This is a genomic window from Rhizobium oryzicola (assembly GCF_030504645.1).
Taxonomy (GTDB): Bacteria; Pseudomonadota; Alphaproteobacteria; order Rhizobiales; family Rhizobiaceae; genus Neorhizobium; species Neorhizobium oryzicola.
In genome coordinates this window covers 98,377-114,440 of record NZ_JAUKWQ010000007.1, presented here as the reverse complement: position 1 = coordinate 114,440, position 16,064 = coordinate 98,377, and the positions used below count along the sequence as shown (strand labels likewise).

Here is a 16,064-nt window from a genome sequence, read left to right as displayed (position 1 = left end):
AACCTCACTTAGGCAGAGCGTAGGCGATCACGTAATCGCCGGGCTTGGTGCCCACGGAGCCGTGGCCGCCCGCCACCATCACCACGAACTGGCGTCCATCATCCACCGCATAGGTCATCGGCGTTGCCTGACCACCGGCCGGCAGACGCGCTTCCCAAAGCTGCTCCCCGGTCGTCAGATTGTAGGCGCGCAGATAGTTATCCACTGCCGCGCCGAGGAATGCGACACCACCCTTGGTGATCATCGGTCCTCCGATACCGGGAACGCCAATCTTGAAGGGCAGCGGCAGCGGCGTCATGTCATAGACCGTGCCGTTTTTGTGCTTGTAGGCCGTCTTGCCCGTGCGCAGATCGACGCCGGTGACATAGCCCCATGGCGGCGCCTGGCACGGCACTTGAAGCGGGCCAAGGAAGGGTCCCATGCGGACAGCATACGGCGCCCCATCATTGCGGTTCAGGCCCTGCTCCGACCCCTTCTCATCCTGCCCCTTCGGCGGCACCTCCGCACGCGGCACGAGCTGCGAGGTAAAGGCCAGATAGGTCGGCATGCCGAACATCACCTGACGCTCCGGATCGACCGCAACGCTACCCCAGTTGAAGGTGCCGAAATTGCCGGGATAGATGATAGAGCCCTGCAGGGACGGCGGCGTGTAGCGGCCTTCATAGCGCAGGCTGTGGAACTTGATGCGGCATACCATCTGGTCGAACATGGTGATGCCCCACATGTTGCGTTCCTGCAGCGGCTGCGGCTTGAAGCTGAGGTCGGATGTGGGCTGTGTGGGGGAGGAGAAATCCTCAGGGATCGTACCGCTCGGTGCCGGTTCTTCCTTGATGGGAATAATCGGCTGGCCATTGCGACGATCCAGAACGTAGATGTCTCCCTGCTTTGTGGGACCAACCAGGGCCGGGACGACATTGCCATCCGGACGCTTGATATCCAGAAGCACAGGCTGAGCCGGTACGTCCATGTCCCACAGATCGTGATGCACGAACTGCTGCACCCAGCGATCCGCACCGCTGTTGATATCCAGCGCCACGATGGATGACGAATATTTCTCGACGCTCGGGGAACGGTTCATGCCGAGCTGATCGGGCACCTGATTGCCAAGCGGCACATAGACCAGACCGAGCTGCTCATCTGCACTCAACACCGACCAGCTGTTCGGCGAATTGGCCGTGTAGGTCTGGCCGGGCGGCAGTGGCTGCGTCCGCATAGGATTGCCGGAATCCCAGTTCCAGACGAGAGCACCGGTGTTAACGTCGAAGGCGCGAATAACGCCAGACTGTTCCTTGGTGGAGTAGTTGTCGTTGACCGCTCCACCAATGATGATCTTGCCCGCGGCAATGACAGGCGGAGAGGTGGAGTAGTAATAGCCGGCGGGATTATACGGCATGCCCTGTTCGAGATGCAGCACACCTTTGTCCGCAAACGTGGTGCAGACCTGTCCCGTCTGCGCGTCGAGTGCAATCAGCCGGGCATCGGAGGTGGGCAGGTAAACGCGAGTTGCGCACTGTGCATTGGTTTGGGCATTGGCCTGCACGGCCGGATCGGCGTAGTAGGACACGCCGCGGCATGTCTGGTGCTGGCGATCCGGGTTCAGCCCGACATTGGGATCATATTTCCACTTCTGCTTCCCCGTGGTGGCATCAAGCGCGATGGCCCAGTTATGGGGCGTGCAGAGGTAAAGCGTATTGCCAACCTTGAGAGGCGTGACCTGGTAAGTCGTCTCGCCAACGTCACCGGGTTGCTTCACATCGCCCGTCTGATAGCGCCAGACTTCGGTCAGGTTTGCGACGTTTTTCACGTTCACCTGGTCGAGCGGAGAATAGCGCTGGCCAAAGGGCGTGCGCCCATATTGATGCCATTCACCGGGCGGAACATTGCCGCCCATGGCAGGTGCTGCCGCCACCTGATCTTCCGGCAGCTTGCCGGACATATCATGGCTATCGATGAGCATAGAGATGACTGCAATCAAAACCGCAACGCCGACAGCTGCGGCGAGCGGGCCAGCGCTTGCCTTGTAGCGAAATCCCGTCGTGGGGCTGGCAAAACCGAGCGGGCGCCGGATCCACGGCGTCAGCAGCCAGAAACCGAGAACGATGATCAGGCCCCCGCGCGGCCCAAGCTGCCACCAATCGAAGCCCACTTCCCAAAGGGCCCACACAAGGGAGCAGACAACAATGAGGGCATAGAGGTGAACGGCAATGCCCCGTCTCAAGAACAGCAGCACGGCCGTAACGAGAAAGGCAATGCCTGTCACAATGTAATAGGGGCTGCCGCCCAGCATCAGAAGCTGGCCGCCGCCAATAGCAAGCGCGATCCCGATCAAAGCGAACAGGATCGCTGTAATAGTCACTGGCATATCGAAAATCCCATGATTTTGCCCGCCACCAAGCATCAATGAAGGGATATCAAGACGTGGAGACCGGCGAGGTCGGGGCCCTCCCCCGGCGCGTCAACTTCGAGAGGCGGAAAAAGTTCCATGGAGTCTGGAACAAGAAAATTGGAGGTGATCTAAGCCTCTTCGCCGAGCTCCTGCAGGATCTGGTGGCGTGCACGGTTCAGACGGCTTTTGACGGTACCGACAGCGCAATCACAGATCTCCGCCGCCGCCTCATAGCTCTCGCCCAGGATCGCTACCAGTGTCAGAACCTCCCGATAATGGGGCGGAAGCTTTGCCAGTGCTCGCTGCACCTCCTTCACCCGGGCCGTCATCTCCTGCGTCGCCTCCATCGGGCTATCGCCAGACACGGCCTCCTCCAGCCCCGGGGCCTCCCGCCCCAGAACCTTGGCACGAGTGTAAAACGTGTTGCGCATGATGGTGAAGAGCCATGACTTGAGCTTCGTTCCCGGCTCGAACTTGTCGAGATTAGCCAGCGCCTTCATCAAGGTTTCCTGCACCAGATCGTCGGCATCGGAAGGATTGCGACAAAACGTACGGGCGAATGCGCGCAGAGCGGGGATGAGCCTGACAATGTCTGCACGCGCAGGGTCACGACTGAATTGCGATTCAGGCACCGTTGCACACCTCTTCAATTCCAATGTCGATGGTGAAAATGTCGGTCCGAAACGCGGGCTGAATATATTTGGTTCCGCTTAAATGTGACGACTTGCGATTGTCTCTGCAATTTTTCGCCGCATTCAACGCGGGAACAAAGGCACGCGGCATGGTGTTGACTCGCGCGGAATAAAGCGGAGGCGATTGTGGCACCACGAGCAAACTGGAAAGGCTATCTGACGGTCGGAGATCTCAGCTGTGCGGTAGCGCTTTACACGGCCGCCTCCACGGCAGATCGCGTCAGCTTTCACATCATCAACAGGCGCACAGGGCATCGCGTTCATCGCCAGATGGTCGACAGCGATACCGGACGCCCCGTGGAAAACGATGACATCGTCAAGGGCTATGAAATCGGTAACGGCGAATATGTCGTTCTGGACCCGGACGAGGTGAAGGCCGCCGTGCCCGAGGCGGACAAGACACTCGATCTCGAAACATTCATTCCCTGCGGCGAAGTCGACACGTTGTTTCTCGACCGTCCTTATTATCTTGCTCCGACGGACAAGCATGCCGCAGAGGTTTTTGAGCTCATCCGCCGTGGTTTGAAGGACAGCAACACGGCCGCCATTGCCCGTACCGTTCTGTTTCGTCGACTACGAACGCTTCTCATCCGCCCGCATGACGAGGGGCTGATCGCCAGCACGCTGAACTATGATTACGAAGTCCGTTCATCCGACGAGGTGTTTGCCGACATCCCGGAATTCAAGATCCAGGGAGAAATGCTGGATCTCGCCAAGCACATTATTGGCACCAAGAAGGGACGCTTCGAGCCGGAAGAGTTCCACGACCGCTACGAGGAAGCGCTGGCCGAACTGATCAAGGCGAAGATCGAAGGCCGCAAGATCCGCAAGGCGCCGCCTCCGAAGGAGACCAAGGTTGCCAGCCTGCTGGATGCCCTTCGTCTCAGCGCCGGCGTCGGCGGCGATGGCGGCAAGGCACCGCCGAAAACCAAATCCCGATCTGCGGCATCCAAGAGCAAGTCCCGGGTTGCGGCCAAGTCCACCCGTTCCACCACCGCCACCAAGAAAGCGAGCTGACCCATGGCGCTCGAGACTTATCATCAAAAGCGCAATTTCGGCGTATCCCCGGAGCCACGTGGGCGGGCCGGCAAGAAGGGTGGCAACAGCTTCGTGATCCAGAAGCATGCGGCCCGCCGTCTTCACTATGATTTCCGACTGGAGATGGATGGCGTTCTGAAAAGCTGGGCCGTTGCCAAAGGGCCAAGCCTTGTGCCCGGCGACAAGCGGCTTGCCGTGCATGTGGAGGATCATCCGCTCGACTACGGCGATTTCGAAGGCAACATCCCCGAGGGGAATTATGGCGCCGGCAACGTGATCGTCTGGGATCGCGGCACGTGGCAGCCGATCGGCGACATGCACAAGGCCTACAAGAAGGGCCACATGGAATTTACGCTCGAGGGTGAAAAGCTTGGTGGCCGCTGGCATCTGGTGCGGATGGCCGATCATGGCGAGAAACGCGAAAACTGGCTGTTGATCAAGGGCGAGGACGAGTTTGCCCGCAGCGAGGATGATCCCGACATTCTGGAGGAGATGCCGCTTTCCGCCAAGACGGGCCGTGACATCAGCGCCTTGAAGAATAGCGATGAGCCGGAATGGCAATCCAGACCCACCGCATCAAGCAAGCGCACCGCAAAATCCCCAAAGCCTGTCGCGAAGGCAAAGACCGAGACGAATGTGAAGGGTGCGAAGCCCGCGCCCATGCCCGACTTCATCGAGCCGCAACTGGCAACCCTGGTAAAGACAGCGCCCACCGGCAAACGCTGGCTGCACGAGATCAAGCTGGACGGCTACAGGCTGCAAGCCCGCATCGACAAGGGAAAGGTTCGGCTTTTGACCCGCACCGGCCTGGACTGGACCGACCGCTTCGGCGCCGACATCGTTGCGGCGCTGAAGGCGCTTCCCGTCGAAGCTGCCATTCTGGATGGCGAGGTGGCGGTCGAAGGCGGCTCGGGCGCGACCGATTTTTCGCTGCTGCAGCAGGACCTCAGCGAGGACCGGGACGACCGCTTTACTTTCTACGCCTTCGACCTCCTCTATCTCGATGGGCAGGATCTCACCCGCTCACCTCTTCTCTCGCGTAAGGAAGCCTTGTCGAACCTGCTTGCGGATGCAGGCAAAGCACTTCACTACAGCGAGCATTTTACCGATGAAGGCGGGCTGGTGCTGAAGCATGCCTGCCGCCTCAGCCTCGAAGGCATCGTCTCCAAGGTCGCGACCGCACCCTATGTGCCCGGCCGAGGCCGCGACTGGGTCAAATCAAAATGCTCGGCTCGACAGGAGTTCATCATCGCGGGCTATGCCCCTTCCTCGGTCTCCAACAAGGCGATCGGCTCTCTGGTGATGGCCTATTTCGAGGATGGCGAGCTTCAACATGCCGGCAGGGTCGGAACGGGTTACAGCGCCGCAACGGCCATCGCTTTGTTCCGAATACTGCACGCAATGCGCATCGACAAAAGCCCTTTCCCGCACAAGCTGACGAGTGAGGAGCGCCGGGATGTTGTCTTCGTCAAACCGGAACTGGTGGCCGAGGTGGAGTTTCGCGGCTGGACGGCCGACGCGCATCTACGGCATGCTGCATTCAGAGGCCTCAGGGAAGACAAACCGGCGGAGGAAATCGTGCGCGAAGGCCAGACCAGCGCATCCGCGGAACCGAAGGCGGAACCCTCGGTGCGCAACGTCAAGCTCACCCATCCAGACCGGGTCTACTGGCCGGATGCCGGCGTGACGAAGGAAGGCCTGGCGGACTATTATTCTCAGGTCTGGCGGCTGATGGCGCCTTTCGTTGTTCACCGTCCACTCTCGCTCCTGCGCGGACCGGACGGTATTACCAAGCCTCTCTTCTTCCAGAAGCACGCCTGGCGCGGCATGACGAAGAATGCACGGCTGGTGAAGGACCCGCAGGAAAAGGATCAGGATCTCAGTATTGCAATCGAGGACTTCGACGGACTTCTTGGCCTAGTCCAAGGCGCGACGCTGGAAATCCATCCCTGGGGCTCCACGCTCAACGACTGGGAGAAGCCCGACATGGTCATCATGGACCTCGACCCCGGCGAAGGCACAGGCTGGGAAGCCGTGATCGACGCGGCACGCGAAGTCCGCGAACGTTTCCAGGCGATGGGTCTCACCGGCTTCGTCAAAACGTCAGGCGGCAAGGGCCTGCATGTTGTGGCACCGGTCAAGCCGAAGGCCGAATGGCCGGAGGTGAAAGCAGCCATGAAGGCACTTGCCGACGCCATGGCGGTGGATAGCCCGGACCGTTATGTCTCTACAGTCACCAAATCCAAGCGGCGCGGCAAGATCCTCATCGACTACCTGCGCAATGGACGCGGTGCTACCGCCGTTGCGCCCTATTCCACCCGAGCGCGTCCCGGCGCTCCTGTTTCCATGCCACTCTCCTGGGAGGAACTGGGACCAGGAATTGGTCCCGCCCACTTCAACGTCAACAACGCCGCGGCGCGGCTTGCCCAGATCACGTCCGACCCTTGGGCAGATTTCCGCAAGGCCGAAGCGCCGATCGAGACAGCCAAGCCCAAACGCCGCCGCTAGAGCCTATCAGGTGTGATCAACCGCCCGACAGCGGGCCCTTGCCGCCTCCAGAATGGATCGGATTTCGGATGCCGCCGCGTTCTGGATGGCGATCCCTTCGGAGGGGACGATGCCGGGATCTTCTTCGTGATCCTTGAAGCTCGCGTCTTCACTCAGGCGCCGAAGAAACTCGTCCATCCGGTTTTGGCCGCCCATGAAGGCGGCAAGCAGATCGATCATCAGCTCGCGATGTGCGTTCAGCCGCCCTTCCAGTTCCTGATTACTCAATTCGATCATCATCTTCACCCTTACCAACAATGACAATGACATAGGCGCGGGGGGCAAAATGGGAACCATCCCGCTGCGGGTGAAGTTACGTCAAAGCAAAGATAACAACCGGAGGAACCCATGGCTGGATTTGCCAATACGGGTCCGGCACTGCCGGGCCGCGATGTACGGGATCGCTTGATCCTTGCACTTTATGCTCAGCTCAAAGCAGAACGCGACACACGCGAAGCCCTGGAATATGTCATCCGCAACGGCGCGCTGTCGCCGGAAGTGCTTGAAGCGATCGCGAGCGATCCCATCCCGACCGCATCGGCAGAGGACATTGCGGCCATCGAAAAGGTCGTGGCGTTGGATGCCCGCCGCCGAAACAGCTGATGGGAGGCAAAGCCATGAAACGCCTTCTCGTCGTTATCCCGGTGCTGTTGCTTGCGGCCTGCAGCGACCAGAACAATAACAACCAAAAAGACCCCATTCAGGAAGGGCCACCGCAGGCCGTTCAGGGCAAGGCAACGGCACCGACCGAAAGCAAGCCCTCGCCGGAATCGGGCACGGGCAGTGACAATCCGGTAAAGCCGCCGGGCAATATCAATCGATAGCAGAAGCTTTTCAGCGAATTTTGCAACAGGCGGAACGTTTCTGCCTGTCGCGCCTTCTTGTAGCGACATCAAGAGAGGGTGCGGCATGGATATGCAATCACAAAAGCTCAAGGTCGAGGCCGGTTCCTGGCAGGAACTCGGCGCGAACTTTGATGGCCAGGGAACCAATTTCGCAATCTTTTCTGCCCATGCAGAGCGCGTGGAGCTCTGCCTGTTCGACAGCTCCGGCAAGACGGAAATCGCTAGGATTGAACTGCCGGAATACACCAACGAGATCTGGCACGGATATTTGCCGGATGTGAAGCCCGGTCAGCTCTACGGCTACCGCGTTCACGGGCCGTTCGACCCGGAAAACGGCCACCGGTTCAATCCAAACAAACTGCTGATCGACCCTTACGCGCGCGAACTCGTCGGCAAGTTCGATTGGAACGACGCGCATTTCGCCTATGACATCTATCACGATGACAAGGACCTGACCTTCGACGAGCGCGACAGCGCGCCGTTCACACCGAAGTGCCGTGTCATTGATCCCAGGGAATTCGACTGGACGCCGGACAACCGGCCCAACATCCCCTGGGGGCAAACCATCGTCTATGAAACGCATGTGAAGGGCTTCACCAAGCTCAATCCGGCCATCCCGCAGGATCTGCGCGGCACCTTCGAAGGCATGGGTCACAAGGCGACCGTGGACTATATCAAGAGCCTCGGCATCACCTCCGTGGAACTGATGCCGATCCACGAATTTCCGGATGACCAGCACCTCCTCGACAAGGGCCTGCACAATTTCTGGGGCTATAACACCATCGGCTTCTTCGCGCCGGCCTCGCGCTATTACGGCCCGCGTGGCATTCAGGGCGTGCGCGACATGGTGCGCGCCTTCCATGACGCGGGCATCGAGGTCATTCTCGACGTAGTTTACAACCACACGGCCGAAGGCAATGAGCTGGGCCCCACCCTCTCCTTCAAGGGTATCGACAACTTTTCCTACTACCGCACCATTCCCGACAAACACCGCTACTACATCAACGATACGGGCACCGGAAACACGGTGAACACCTCGCATCCGCGCGTCCTGCAGATGGTGATGGATTCGCTGCGCTACTGGGTGGACCACATGCACGTCGATGGCTTCCGTTTCGATCTGGGCACCATCCTCGGTCGCGAGCCGGAAGGCTTCGACCAGCGCGGCGGCTTCTTCGATGCGATCACCCAGTGCCCGACGCTTTCGAAGGTGAAGCTGATCGGCGAGCCCTGGGATATCGGCCCCGGAGGTTATCAGGTCGGCGGCTTCCCGCCTGGCTGGGCCGAATGGAATGACAAGTATCGCGACACCACCCGCGAATACTGGAAGGGGGACCAGAACACCGCGCCGGATTTCGCGGCCCGTCTCCTCGGCTCCGGCGATATCTACGATCTTCGCGGCCGTCGCCCCTGGGCCAGCGTCAACTTCCTGGCGGCCCATGACGGCTTCACGCTGAACGACCTCGTCTCCTACAACGAGAAGCACAACGAGGCGAACGGTGAAGACAACAACGACGGCCACAATGACAACCGCAGCTATAACTACGGTGCGGAAGGGCCGACGGAGGATGAAGGCATCAATGCCGTTCGCGAACGCCAGAAGCGCAACTTCCTCGCCACGCTCTTCCTCTCGCACGGTACCCCGATGCTTCTGGCTGGCGACGAGTTTGGCCGCAGCCAGATGGGCAACAACAACGGCTATTGCCAGGACAGCGAAATCTCCTGGGTGCAGTGGGAAGATCTGCCGGAAACCAACGAGGCGCTGCGCAACTTCACCAAGCAGATCATCGCGCTGCGTCACAGCCAACCGATCTTCCGCCGCGAAAACTGGCGCGACGGCATGGAAGTGAACTGGTTCAATGCCGGCGGTGGCTATCAGAAACCCGAGCAATGGCTGGAAGGCACGACACTCGGCCTGCATCTCGGCCGCCGCGACCTCGAAGGCCAGAAGGGCATCTGGTCTGATGTCCTGCTGCTGTTCAACCCGTTCGAAGGCACCGTTCCCTTCAAGATCCCGCCGCTCAACAAGGGCAAGTGGATCCTGGAACTGACCACGGCAGACCCGACAATTCGTGGCCAGGAAATCGACCAGGACGAGGATTTCGAACTGGAAGGCCGAAGCCTCGCCGTCTTCCGCCGCGGCTGACATATAGGCAGGGGCAACAATCCAAGGCCGCTCGTCTTCAAAGGCGAGCGGCCTTTTCTGTATGAGATGCCAATCAGCCACATAAAAATGGCCGGGGCGAAAACCGCCACCGGCCACTCTCCTCTCCCGGGGAAACGGGGATATCAGTAAATCGCACGCTCCAGACGTTCCGGCTGAGCGCGCTTCGAAACCAGACTGCTATAGATCGCCGCATACTTCTCGGCGCTGCGCTCCCAAGAGAAGCGGGTCTTCATGCCCTGGTTCTGCAGGCGCGCCCAGTTGCGCGTATCGGAATAGGTGTCGAGCGCACGGCGAAGGGCCAGCCGGAGGCCGTCCGTGTTGACCGGGTGGAACTGGAAGCCGGTCGCAACGCGCGCGGACATCGCCGCGTCATTGGCGTCAATGATTGTCTCGGATAGACCGCCGGTGCGTGAGACGACCGGCACGCAGCCATAGCGAAGCGCGTAAAGCTGAGTGAGCCCACAAGGCTCAAACCGCGACGGCTGCACGATGGCATCGGACCCGCCATGGATCAGGTGCGCCGTCGGCTCGTCGTAGCCGATATGCACCGCCATGCGGCCCGGGAAGCGCGCGGCCGTGCGCTTCAGCGCATCTTCGATGTCGTGATCGCCCTGACCGAACACGATGACCTTGCCGCCGTTGAAGATGATTTCATCGGCCGCATCGGCAAACATGTCCATGCCCTTTTGCCAGGTCAGGCGGCTGACGGCAGAGAAGACGGGACCATCATCATGCTGATCGAGACCGAAGCGCTCCAGCAGCACGGCGCGGTTCTGGCGCTTGCGCTTGAGGCTTGTGGCATCATAGGTGCGTGGGAGATAGGGATCCGTAGAGGGGTCCCAGATGTCGAGATCGATGCCGTTGACGATCCCGCGAAGCGCCATGACGCGCTCGTTCAAGACGCCATCCAGTCCCATGCCGAAGCGCGGGGTCAGAATTTCGCGGGCATAGGTGGGGCTGACGGTGGTGATCGCATCCGCCGTCTGGAGGCCGCCCTTGAGGTAGCTGATATCCCCGAAATACTCGAGACAGTCGGTGGTGTAGACGCTGGCCGGCAGACCGATCAACGGCAAGAGGCTTGCCGCATACTGGCCCTGGAAGGCGAGGTTGTGAATGGTAATGACGACAGGCACGTCACATCCCATCTGCCGCATATAGACCGAGGTTAGCGCCGCCTGCCAATCATGGGTATGGACGATGTCAGGCACCCACCCCGGCAGGGCACCTTTGGCGATTTCCGCAGCCGCCAGGGAAAGCACCGCAAAGCGCTTCCAATTATCCGGGTGGTCATTGCCATGCTGATCTACATAGGGGCCACCTGGACGATCGAACAGCGCCGGCGCATCGAGAATGAATAGATTGAGGTCATCGAGCTGCGTATGCAACAGCGTGGCACGCTCGCCGAGGAGATCTTCAAAGACCAGCAGGGGCAACGCGTTTGCGACGCTCTGCATGACGACCGGGTAACCCGGCAGGAGGGAGGTTGTTTCAATACCGCTGGAAAGAAGGGCTTTGGGGAGAGAACCGGTAACATCCGCGAGCCCGCCCGTCTTGATAAGAGGAAAGAGCTCGGATGTAACCGACAGGATTTTCATATGCGTCATATCTCTTCTTCGGCCAGCCGCCGGGCGATCACGAGCAGTCCGACGCTCCCGTCGATCTTCGTAAGCAAAAGGGGCATTCATCATTGCCCTGTCCTTTCCGTGCGGCCTACATCCCGGGAAACACATTCAGTGCCGGGGCCGTTCCATGCGGTGAGGCAAAAGACGCTGTGAAGAAAATGTGTACGCATAAGTTTCCAGAAACAACAAAAGGTTGTCGCCGCAACCGATGAGTTGCGACGCTTCAGATCAATCAGTTGTCGGGAATGCGCTAGCCTGTGGCTTCCGCTTTCTTAGGCCGCCGCTTCGGCACCGGTTTCGCCGGCTCCTCCACCACTGCAGACTTTTTCGCTGCGGCAGCCTTGGCGCGAGCAGGTTTCGCCGCCGGTTCTACGATTGCCGCCGCGGCTGGCTTACTCGCCTTGCGGCGACTGGTGGGAGTTTCTTTCTCGCCCTTGTTCGCGCTTTGGGCAGGCTTGCCAAACAGCAAATATTCCTGCTTTGCCCGCTCCCAGTGTACGGCGTCCTTGCCGTGGGGGTAGCCTTCTTCTTCCCACAACGCATAGGCACGCTGTCTGATCCAATTTTCGGATTCCGCCATCTTCGTCTCCGTTCGCCCAAATGCTGAAACGCTACCTCACCCGAAATGTTCCCCGACTCACTTAAAAATTCTGAGCGTCCGCCACCAATTATTCAACCCCTAGCTTTTTGAGGGATTTTTCATATTTGCAGGAACTTCTTCCTCTGCTACTCGTTATGCGGGATCGGGAAGGAGGACCACACCATGGATAAATGTTTTGATATCATCCCTCATGATACCGGCTGGATCTATGTTTTGGAGGGGGCACCATCGGCATCCTATCCAAGTTATGAGCTGTGCTGGAAGGCAGCGTCCGCACACGCAAAACGAGAAATCGAAACGCTTCGCCGGCCAGTCTTCCGGCGCATGGAAGTCAACGGCAAGTTGACGCCCGTTGCGCCGCACCCACAGCCTCAAACATGGTAACCCATAATGAGGCGGCCCGCCATCGGCGGGCCAAATTGTCGGCATGATTGCTGCGCGACCCTTTCGGGTCGCGCTTTTGCTTTATCAAGCTGCTTTCTGAGCGGCAGAATTGACGGTGGATTCCGCCAAACCTGTCAGCAGTTCGTCGGTCTTGCTTTCTTCCTGCAGCGTCGCCTCGATCAGCGTCACCGCTTCATCCATACCGAGCTGCTTTGCCCAGGAGCGAAGGGTACCGTAACGGCTGATTTCGTAATGCTCGACCGCCTGGGCAGCCGCCAGAAGACCAGCATCGAGAGCCGGCGAGCCCTTGAACTCTTCGAGGATTTCCTCTCCTTCCTCGAGAATGCCATCAATCGCCGGGCAGGTTTTGCCGCGGGCGCGCTTGCCCAGCAGTTCGAAGATCTGCTGCAGGCGCTCGATCTGGCCCTGGGTTTCTTCCTTGTGCTTTTCGAAAGCCTGCTTCAGCTTGTCACTCTGGGCGCCACGAGCCATTTTCGGCAGCGCCTTCACGATCTGGCGCTCGGCGTAATAGATGTCCTTCAGCGTTTCGTGGAACAGGTCTTCCAAGGTCTTCCCGGCCATGTTTCTCTCCGTTTGTTGAATTGCTGGTTGTCAGGTGATTGCCCGTTCAAAACTTGCAGGCGGGGGAAATGTTCCGGCTGTTTCTTCAACCTCAAGGATCATCCTTCAGGTCTTCCGGGGAGGGATAGTCGCTCGCGGTGCGCTTCTTCTCTCCTTCGGGATCATCGGCGTAAATGTTTGCCTCCCCCTGTAGAAAGCCTCTAGGACGCGTTGTAGCCGGCCCTTCCCAACGCGGCCACTGCGAGGTTTCGCCGGCCCTGCCCTGCTTTGGCGTATCGTGTTTCATGAGAGGTCTCCTTCCTGATAAGAGATCCAACCGCGGGCAAAACCCAATGTTCCGCACTCAGCCCCACCAGCGCAGGATGTCTTCGGTAGTCTTCAGGGATAGCTGCACGGAAAAACGGCTGGCGTAGAGCGCCAACGACTTGTCATGGGTTTCATCCGAAACGCTGCAGATTGCATCCTTCGCCAGAATGATACGGTAGCCGAGGTCGATAGCGCCCATCACGGCAGCCAGCACGCACACATCCGTCTCGCCACCCGAGATGACAAGGGTGGTCACCTGCTCTTCCTGAAGGCGGCGGTGCAACTTGCCATCCAGCCAGGGGGAATAGATCGGCTTATCGAAGACTTTGGCCGGAGGCACGAGCGCGCGCAGTTCAGGCAGGAGATCGACCATCTCCTCGCCCAAGGCGCTGCGGGTCATGTTCGACCACTTCTCGAAATAGTCGCGCCACATGCCGCTGGCCTCATCGGGGACACGCGGCGGTACAAAGCGGGTAAAGATGGTCTCGGCCGGATGCGCCCGGGCAATGGCAGCAACAGGTTCTCGCACGCGGTCCATCCAGGGGATATGCCAGGGCGTTTCCTCGCCAAAAAGCCGCTGCATATCCACGCACAAATGTCGGCAGATGCCTGTGTCGCTCATTCCAACCTCCATTAAGCCAGCCTCCATCGAGCCAGCCTCCATCGAGAATGACCGCGCGAACCGCGGCCGCGATTCAAAGTTCCGCGGGAACGCAGTCGGTAGTCAGTCCGTTGGGCATCGGACACAGCTGGAGGAAATCATGTCGGAACAATTAAAGATCTATCGCCTGGTCCCAAGCGCGCCGCTGGATGATCCACAGTGGCAGACCAGGCCACATCAGGGCGAAGTGATCGTGCGGGCAAGAACCGCAGGCGATGCCCGCCTTGTGGCAAGCGAAGCAGAACTGGATTTTATGGAAATCGACGCGTCCCCTGCCGAGGGCAACTCGACCATCATGGCAAGCGCCTTCCGAAGCGAAAAGCTCTACACCGTGATCGAAGACCATACCGGCCGCTTCACGACCGACGGACCGCGTGGCGTGATCGAAGGACAGGTGCGGGTGGACAACATTTTGCCCATGCAGGTGGATTAGCGGCCGCCGTCCAGCTTCTCGTTCAGCGCCTTCTGCAACTGAAGCGCCAAGTCAAGGAGCCTGTCCGGAACGGGCTCCTTTTCGATTTCCGAAAGAAGATGAACGACCTTCTCATTCACCTTGCTTCCCAGCACGGTGCGTGGATCGGGTGCTTTGTCGTGATCGTTCCTCATCCGGACCTCTAGGTCTTCCGCACTCGCCGTCAGAGCCTACGGCAGTAAATTCGAATATACTTGAAAGCGTCCAAAGCGCGCCTTTGTCAATGGGCGCGCGTGGAAAGATTGTGCCCTGCGGCAACACCGCCGCGGGGCGTGTCCTTATTGCCGCTGATTTCAATGGCGTTCCGGCGCCTTGCCCGGAATGGAGGTGATGGTGGAGGAAACCGGATCGCTGGCCGGGAAGGTATCTTCAAGCCCTTCGTTCAACATGTCTTCCTGGCTTTGCGGCTCGCCTCTTCCAGCTGCCGGATGCCGTGAAGCCATGGTGGCAGCGCGACCATCCTGGTTTTCGCCGTCCACCAGTTCGTCCGGCAAGGTTCCGGCCCGCACCAGGTCCTCCAGAAAAACCTTGGCCTTGGCAACCGCATTGTTACGATTGACCGCGCCATCCTGACCCCGCAGGCTGACGGAAACCACATCGCCCTGCTCGCTGACGAATTCTACCGTGTAACCGGACTGGCCACTGCCTTCCGCGATCACCTGTGTCCCGACGATCGTCATTGTGTCCATCCTTTCGCTTGATGTCATCAGCTTGAAAAACGGCAAGATCGGAGCTTTGTTCCAGCGCGTCAAAAGCCACCAAAGGAACCGAAGGTCGGGCCTTCGGGTTTCTCCGCACACGAACGGAGAGATCGCATGGCACCTCGCGCATTCTGGAAAGGCTACCTCAAGCTGTCACTGGTGACCTGCCGCGTCTCCATGACGCCGGCGGTGTCCGAAAACGGCAAGGTCCGTTTTCATAATCTCAACGCCAAGACCCATAACCGCGTGGTCAGCCAATACGTGGATGCCGTAACGGGCAAGCCGGTTGATGAGGATGACCAGATCAAGGGATATGAGCGCGGCGAGGACGACTATGTTCTCCTGGAGGATGACGAAATCGAGGATGTAGGCCTTGAGAGCACCCGGACGATCGACATCGAGACCTTCGTGCCGACCTCCTCAATCGGATGGATCTGGTACGACCGCCCACATTTTCTGACACCCGATGATCAGGTCAGCCAGGAAGCCTTTTCTGTCATCCGGGAAGCCATGGCGGTCACCGACACTGCCGGCATTGCCCGGCTTGTCATGTACAGGCGGGAGCGCGCCGTTCTGCTGGTACCGCGTGACAAGGGCATCGTCGTCTGGACGGTTCGCTACGGCGATGAGGTTCGTGACGATTCGCCTTATTATCAAAGTGCACGCGCGCAAACGCCGGAGAAAGAATATCTCTCGCTTATGAAGCGTCTCATCCGCGAGCGCACGGAAGAATGGCAACCGGCCATGGCCGAAGATCCAGTTCAAGACCGGCTTCTTGATATTATCAATGATCGCAAGAAATCGCGTAAAACAAAGAAGGCACCGAAACCTTCAAGCGCCCAAAAGCACGACAACGTCATCGACATCATGAGCGCGTTGCGCAGCAGTTTGGAGCGGGAAAGAAAATCGCGATAGGCGCGTTGTTGCGCAGCAACTGTCATCCTTCTGCCGCTTTATGACCATAGCATTCATACCTGTGGCAATTCTGTGGAACCAAGCGCGAAACACCTGCGTTTTGGAGCTGTGGAACAGGGAGAGAGCAAATGCCGCGTGAATGGGT

17 protein-coding genes are annotated in these 16,064 nt (G+C 59.3%); 7 read left to right on the top strand and 10 right to left on the bottom strand.

Translation table 11 applies throughout. The annotated features are described in order from the left end of the window. Positions 1 to 4: 4 nt before the first annotated feature. Complete coding sequence (locus Q2T52_RS19415; RefSeq protein WP_302078484.1) at positions 5 to 2,362, bottom strand: glucose/quinate/shikimate family membrane-bound PQQ-dependent dehydrogenase; 2,358 nt, start codon at positions 2,360 to 2,362, stop codon at positions 5 to 7. 152 nt (positions 2,363 to 2,514) lie between these two features. Beyond that, positions 2,515 to 3,018 (bottom strand): sigma-70 family RNA polymerase sigma factor, encoded by a 504-nt coding sequence (locus Q2T52_RS19410; protein ID WP_302078483.1) that lies wholly within the window; start codon positions 3,016 to 3,018, stop codon positions 2,515 to 2,517. Between the two features lie 183 nt (positions 3,019 to 3,201). On the opposite strand from Q2T52_RS19410, the gene ku (Q2T52_RS19405) reads away from it, so the two are divergent. Both ku (Q2T52_RS19405) and ligD read left to right on the top strand, forming a co-directional pair. Further along, the gene (ku, locus tag Q2T52_RS19405) at positions 3,202 to 4,095 is read left to right on the top strand and encodes a non-homologous end joining protein Ku (protein ID WP_302078575.1); all 894 of its coding nucleotides are present in this window, start codon (positions 3,202 to 3,204) and stop codon (positions 4,093 to 4,095) included. Between the two features lie 3 nt (positions 4,096 to 4,098). After that, complete coding sequence (gene ligD, locus Q2T52_RS19400) at positions 4,099 to 6,624, top strand: DNA ligase D (protein ID WP_302078482.1); 2,526 nt, start codon at positions 4,099 to 4,101, stop codon at positions 6,622 to 6,624. A gap of 6 nt (positions 6,625 to 6,630) precedes the next feature. Here the strand turns inward: ligD and Q2T52_RS19395 are convergent, their stop codons facing one another. Continuing rightward, positions 6,631 to 6,900 (bottom strand): hypothetical protein, encoded by a 270-nt coding sequence (locus tag Q2T52_RS19395; RefSeq protein ID WP_302078481.1) that lies wholly within the window; start codon positions 6,898 to 6,900, stop codon positions 6,631 to 6,633. A gap of 111 nt (positions 6,901 to 7,011) precedes the next feature. On the opposite strand from Q2T52_RS19395, the gene Q2T52_RS19390 reads away from it, so the two are divergent. The 3 genes from Q2T52_RS19390 to glgX all read left to right on the top strand — a co-directional run bounded on the left by Q2T52_RS19390 (position 7,012) and on the right by glgX (position 9,654). Beyond that, on the top strand, positions 7,012 to 7,266 hold the full coding sequence (locus Q2T52_RS19390) for a hypothetical protein (protein WP_302078480.1): 255 nt from the start codon (positions 7,012 to 7,014) through the stop codon (positions 7,264 to 7,266). A gap of 14 nt (positions 7,267 to 7,280) precedes the next feature. Beyond that, a complete protein-coding gene (locus Q2T52_RS19385) occupies positions 7,281 to 7,487 on the top strand; it encodes a hypothetical protein (RefSeq protein ID WP_302078479.1) in 207 nt (68 codons plus the stop codon). Between the two features lie 85 nt (positions 7,488 to 7,572). Continuing rightward, entirely contained in the window at positions 7,573 to 9,654 is a 2,082-nt protein-coding gene (gene glgX / locus Q2T52_RS19380) for a glycogen debranching protein GlgX (protein WP_302078478.1), read from the top strand. A 143-nt stretch (positions 9,655 to 9,797) separates the two neighbouring features. Here the strand turns inward: glgX and glgA are convergent, their stop codons facing one another. From glgA to Q2T52_RS19355, 5 genes are all read right to left on the bottom strand, one after another. Continuing rightward, a complete protein-coding gene (glgA, locus tag Q2T52_RS19375) occupies positions 9,798 to 11,270 on the bottom strand; it encodes a glycogen synthase GlgA (protein ID WP_302078574.1) in 1,473 nt (490 codons plus the stop codon). Between the two features lie 277 nt (positions 11,271 to 11,547). Then, positions 11,548 to 11,877 carry a DUF2934 domain-containing protein gene (locus Q2T52_RS19370; protein WP_302078477.1) on the bottom strand — a complete coding sequence of 110 codons (330 nt, stop codon included), beginning with the start codon at positions 11,875 to 11,877 and terminating at the stop codon, positions 11,548 to 11,550. 489 nt (positions 11,878 to 12,366) lie between these two features. Next, positions 12,367 to 12,864 carry a YciE/YciF ferroxidase family protein gene (locus tag Q2T52_RS19365; RefSeq protein ID WP_302078475.1) on the bottom strand — a complete coding sequence of 166 codons (498 nt, stop codon included), beginning with the start codon at positions 12,862 to 12,864 and terminating at the stop codon, positions 12,367 to 12,369. Positions 12,865 to 12,955: 91 nt separating this feature from the next. Next, positions 12,956 to 13,150 carry a hypothetical protein gene (locus Q2T52_RS19360; RefSeq protein WP_302078474.1) on the bottom strand — a complete coding sequence of 65 codons (195 nt, stop codon included), beginning with the start codon at positions 13,148 to 13,150 and terminating at the stop codon, positions 12,956 to 12,958. A gap of 57 nt (positions 13,151 to 13,207) precedes the next feature. Next, entirely contained in the window at positions 13,208 to 13,792 is a 585-nt protein-coding gene (locus tag Q2T52_RS19355) for a cysteine hydrolase family protein (protein WP_302078473.1), read from the bottom strand. A 139-nt stretch (positions 13,793 to 13,931) separates the two neighbouring features. Between Q2T52_RS19355 and Q2T52_RS19350 the strand changes: the two genes are divergently transcribed. Further along, the gene (locus Q2T52_RS19350; RefSeq protein ID WP_302078472.1) at positions 13,932 to 14,264 is read left to right on the top strand and encodes a hypothetical protein; all 333 of its coding nucleotides are present in this window, start codon (positions 13,932 to 13,934) and stop codon (positions 14,262 to 14,264) included. Here Q2T52_RS19350 and Q2T52_RS19345 read toward each other — a convergent pair. Then, positions 14,261 to 14,437 carry a hypothetical protein gene (locus Q2T52_RS19345; protein ID WP_302078471.1) on the bottom strand — a complete coding sequence of 59 codons (177 nt, stop codon included), beginning with the start codon at positions 14,435 to 14,437 and terminating at the stop codon, positions 14,261 to 14,263. The two genes, Q2T52_RS19350 and Q2T52_RS19345, sit on opposite strands and share 4 nt — an antisense overlap. Positions 14,438 to 14,596: 159 nt before the next feature. Further along, positions 14,597 to 14,983 (bottom strand): hypothetical protein, encoded by a 387-nt coding sequence (locus Q2T52_RS19340; RefSeq protein WP_302078470.1) that lies wholly within the window; start codon positions 14,981 to 14,983, stop codon positions 14,597 to 14,599. A 135-nt stretch (positions 14,984 to 15,118) separates the two neighbouring features. Here Q2T52_RS19340 and ku (Q2T52_RS19335) point away from each other — a divergent pair, with 135 nt between their 5' ends. Continuing rightward, positions 15,119 to 15,919 (top strand): non-homologous end joining protein Ku, encoded by an 801-nt coding sequence (gene ku, locus Q2T52_RS19335; RefSeq protein WP_302078469.1) that lies wholly within the window; start codon positions 15,119 to 15,121, stop codon positions 15,917 to 15,919. Positions 15,920 to 16,064: the final 145 nt, after the last annotated feature.